The 4,974-nt window shown below is 48.0% G+C and carries 2 tRNA genes and 3 rRNA genes; all 5 read left to right on the forward strand.

Annotated elements, in window-relative coordinates:
* Positions 1-1,233: ribosomal RNA gene (locus tag HF312_21130) — 16S ribosomal RNA — on the forward strand; the annotation flags it as partial.
* A gap of 136 nt (positions 1,234-1,369) precedes the next feature.
* Positions 1,370-1,443, forward strand: a tRNA-Ile gene (locus tag HF312_21135).
* A gap of 97 nt (positions 1,444-1,540) precedes the next feature.
* Positions 1,541-1,613, forward strand: a tRNA-Ala gene (locus HF312_21140).
* A 124-nt stretch (positions 1,614-1,737) separates the two neighbouring features.
* A 23S ribosomal RNA gene (locus tag HF312_21145) occupies positions 1,738-4,753 on the forward strand.
* A 94-nt stretch (positions 4,754-4,847) separates the two neighbouring features.
* Positions 4,848-4,963: ribosomal RNA gene (gene rrf, locus HF312_21150) — 5S ribosomal RNA — on the forward strand.
* Positions 4,964-4,974: the final 11 nt, after the last annotated feature.

Below are 4,974 nucleotides of genomic sequence, written 5' to 3' on the forward strand. Positions count from 1 at the left end.
GATCAGCCACACTGGAACTGAGACACGGTCCAGACTCCTACGGGAGGCAGCAGTGAGGAATATTGGGCAATGCCCGGAAGGGTGACCCAGCAACGCCGCGTGGAGGATGAATGCCGTAAGGTTGTAAACTCCTGTGAGAAGGGAAGAAAGTGCGGAATCGAATTCCGTTTTGACTGTACCTTCAGAGGAAACCCCGGCTAACTACGTGCCAGCAGCCGCGGTAATACGTAGGGGGTTAGCGTTGTCCGGATTTACTGGGTGTAAAGGGCGCGTAGGCGGGTTTGTAAGTCAGAGGTGAAATCCTGCAGCTTAACTGCAGAGCTGCCTTTGATACTGCAAATCTTGAGTTCAGAAGAGAGAGATGGAATTCCAGGTGTAGTGGTGAAATACGTAGATATCTGGAAGAACACCAGTGGCGAAGGCGGTCTCTTGGTCTGTAACTGACGCTGAGGCGCGAAAGCGTGGGTAGCAAACAGGATTAGATACCCTGGTAGTCCACGCTGTAAACGATGAATACTAGATGTTGGGCCTGAGGGCTCAGTGTCGCAGCTAACGCATTAAGTATTCCACCTGGGGAGTACGATCGCAAGGTTGAAACTCAAAGGAATTGACGGGGGCCCGCACAAGCAGTGGAGCATGTGGTTTAATTCGATGCAACGCGAAGAACCTTACCTAGGCTTGAAAGGCAAGTGACCGGGTGTGAAAGCACCCTTCCCTTCGGGGCACTTGTACAGGTGCTGCATGGCTGTCGTCAGCTCGTGCCGTGAGGTGTTGGGTTAAGTCCCGCAACGAGCGCAACCCCTACTGTTAGTTGCCATCAGGTTAAGCTGGGCACTCTAACAGGACTGCCTACGCAAGTAGTGAGGAAGGTGGGGATGACGTCAAGTCCGCATGGCCCTTACGCCTAGGGCCACACACGTGCTACAATGGATGTTACAAAGGGTTGCCAAGCCGCGAGGTGGAGCCAATCCCATAAAAGCATCCTCAGTTCGGATTGGAGTCTGAAACTCGACTCCATGAAGTCGGAATTGCTAGTAATCGCGCATCAGCACGGCGCGGTGAATACGTTCCCGGGCCTTGTACACACCGCCCGTCAAGCCATGGAAGCTGGGGGTACCCAAAGTCAGTGTCCTAACCGCAAGGGGGGAGCTGCCTAAGGTAAAACCAGTGACTGGGGCTAAGTCGTAACAAGGTAGCCGTACCGGAAGGTGCGGCTGGATCACCTCCTTTCTAGAGTAATCATATCATAGGATTCAAAGATTACTGAAAGTCCTTACACTCACTTTTCTTTATTAAAGATGTTAGACCTGATGCTATTTTGAACCAGGTAAAGCACTGTTCTTGAAAATTTTGACGAAGATTAAGACCTGGGCCTGTAGCTCAGATGGTTAGAGCGCACGCCTGATAAGCGTGAGGTCAGTAGTTCAATTCTACTCAGGCCCACTTTTTAAGGGTGTGTTGCTATAGACTAGAAGTCTGAGACTTGTCTTATATCACCCAGCGACCCTTAAATAGTACCAAATATTGGTTAAGGATTACTGGGGCTATAGCTCAATTGGGAGAGCGCCGCCCTTGCAAGGCGGAGGTTATCAGTTCGATCCTGATTAGCTCCACAAACAAAAAATGTTCTTTGAAAATTTGAAAGAGTAAAAACGTAGTTTTCTTTTAGAAAGCGAAGTTTTACTAGCCGTTATCAAAAAAAGAAAAATATAATATCTGTGTATAAAAATATGAATTTTTGGTTAAGTTACTAAGGGCATACGGTGGATGCCTTGGTACGAGAAGTCGATGAAGGACGCGACAACCTGCGAAAAGCTACGGATAGGTGGAAATAACCTGAGACCCGTAGATCTCCGAATGGGACAACCCAATAGAAGTAATGTTCTATTATCTGCATCTGAATCCATAGGATGCATGAAGACAACCCAGTGAACTGAAACATCTAAGTAGCTGGTGGAAGAGAAAACAATAGTGATTTCCTGAGTAGTGGCGAGCGAAACGGAAAGAGCCTAAACCGTCTGACATGTTAAAGGCAGTAACCGTTGTGTCAGCGGTGTCGCGGGAAGCTTTAGACCGAATTACTGTTAGGTCAAAGAGTCAAAAATTATATTATTAACCGAACAATCTGGAAAGTCTGACCAAAGAAGGTGATAGTCCTGTAGGTGAAAATAATGTAACTCTTTAAGCTTTTCCCAAGTAACACGAAGTAAGTGGAATTTTGTGTGAATCCGGGAGAACCATCTCCTAAGGCTAAATACTCTCTCGTAACCGATAGCGCAGCAGTACCGTGAGGGAAAGGTGAAAAGTACTCCTAACAGGAGGGTGAAATAGTACCTGAAACCGTATGCTTACAAACGGTTGGAGTCCCGATTTATCGGGATGACAGCGTGCCTTTTGTTTAATGAGCCAACGAGTTACTCGTATGCAGCAAGGTTAAGCTTTTAAGAAGCGGAGCCGAAGCGAAAGCAAGTCTGAAAACGGGCGTTTAAGTTGCATGCGGTAGACGCGAAACCGGGTGATCTACCCTTGTCCAGGATGAAGTGAGGGTAAAACCTCATGGAGGTCCGAACTAGTGTGGGTTGAAAACCGCTTGGATGAGGTGAGGGTAGGAGCGAAAGACCAATCAAACTCGGAGATAGCTCGTATTCCCCGAAATAGCTTTAGGGCTAGCCTCGAGTAATAGTGTAACGGAGGTAGAGCACTGATAGGGCTAGGGCTGTCACAACGGTACCAAACCCTGACAAACTCCGAATACCGTATACATGTTTCTCGGGAGTCAGGCAGTGGGAGATAAGTTTCATTGCCGAGAGGGAAACAACCCAGATCAACAACTAAGGCCCCTAAATAGTAGTTAACAGATAAAGGATGTTAGATTGCTTAGACAACTAGGATGTTGGCTTAGAAGCAGCCACTCATTTAAAGAGTGCGTAATAGCTCACTAGTCAAGCGATCTGGCGTCGACAATTCTCGGGACTTAAACTACTTGCCGAAGTTTTGGATGTCATTTAATTATGACGTGGTAGGGGAACATTCTATTCTGCATCGAAGGTGTGTCGTGAGGCATGCTGGAGCGGATAGAAAAGCAAATGTTGGCATAAGTAACGATAAGACAGATGGAAAATCTGTCCACCGAAAATCTAAGGTTTCCTGAGCAACGTTAATCGTCTCAGGGTTAGTCGATCCCTAAGCTGAGGCCGAAAGGCGTAAGTGATGGCAAACAGGTTAATATTCCTGTACCTGGTAATATTCGTTTGACCGTAAGGAGGGACGCAGAAGTGAAGGTTAGCCACCTGTTGGATTAGGTGGTCTAAGTATGTAGGTGGAGAAGGCAGGCAAATCCGCTTTCTCTTACACCGAGATATGAATGGGAGAGCTTAGCTCACAAACTAACCGTAAGCATGCTGCCAAGAAAATCTTCGTACGGGAGAATCTTATCAGATCGTACCGCAAACCGACACAGGTAGATGGGATGAATATTCTAAGGTGCTCGAGTGAGCCGTGGTTAAGGAACTCGGCAAATTAACCCCGTAACTTCGGGATAAGGGGTGCCTCAAGTAGGTCTAGGGATTTACTCCTGAAGCCGAAAGAGGCCGCAGAGAAATGGCCCAAGCGACTGTTTAACAAAAACACATGTCTGTGCGAAGTCAATTAAGACGATGTATACGGACTGACACCTGCCCGGTGCTGGAAGGTTAAGGGGAGAGGTTATCGTAAGAGAAGCTTTGAACCGAAGCCCCAGTAAACGGCGGCCGTAACTATAACGGTCCTAAGGTAGCGAAATTCCTTGTCGGGTAAGTTCCGACCTGCACGAATGGTGTAACGATTTGGGCTCTGTCTCAACCACGGGCTCGGTGAAATTGTGGTACCGGTGAAGACGCCGGTTACCCGCATATGGACGGAAAGACCCCGTGCACCTTTACTGCACCCTAGCATTGGGTTCGGATAAAGCATGTGTAGGATAGGTGGGAGGCTTTGAAGCCGGGGCGCTAGCTTCGGTGGAGCCAATGGTGAAATACCACCCTTGCTTTATTTGGATTCTAACCACGACCCATGAATCTGGGTTTGGGACAGTGTTAGGCGGGTAGTTTGACTGGGGCGGTCGCCTCCTAAAGAGTAACGGAGGCTCTCAAAGGTTCCCTCAGCACGGTTGGTAATCGTGCGGCGAGTGTAAAGGCAAAAGGGAGCTTAACTGCGAGACCTACAAGTCGAGCAGGTGCGAAAGCAGGACTTAGTGATCCGACGGTAGCGAGTGGAAGTGCCGTCGCTCAAAGGATAAAAGGTACGCCGGGGATAACAGGCTGATCTTGCCCAAGAGTTCATATCGACGGCAAGGTTTGGCACCTCGATGTCGGCTCATCGCATCCTGGGGCTGAAGAAGGTCCCAAGGGTTTGGCTGTTCGCCAATTAAAGCGGTACGTGAGCTGGGTTCAGAACGTCGTGAGACAGTTCGGTCCCTATCCTATGCGGGCGCAGGATACTTGAGAAGGGTCATTCTTAGTACGAGAGGACCGGAATGAACGTACCTCTAGTGCACCAATTATCACGCCAGTGGTATCGTTGGGTAGCTATGTACGGTTGTGATAAGCGCTGAAAGCATCTAAGCGCGAAGCACGCTTCAAGATGAGGTATCCCTCACTTTATGTGACTAAAGACTCCTCGGAGATGACGAGGTTGATAGGCTGCAGGTATAAGCCCAGTAATGGGTTCAGCCGAGCAGTACTAATAAGTCGTGAGACTTAATCAATTATATTTTTATCCATAGATAACACGTTTTTCTTCTTTTGCTCTGACGGCTGCTCTTTCAATTATTTTCTTTCATTTTGTATTTTAAGTTTTACTAGAGTTTTTCTGGTGACTATAGCTAGGGGGAAACACCTCTTCCCATTCCGAACAGAGAAGTTAAGCCCCTATACGCCGATGGTACTGCATTATCTCGATGTGGGAGAGTAGGAAGTCGCCAGGATTTTTATTTAC

This window comes from Ignavibacteria bacterium, from assembly GCA_025612375.1.
GTDB lineage: Bacteria > Bacteroidota > Ignavibacteria > Ignavibacteriales > SURF-24 > JAAXKN01.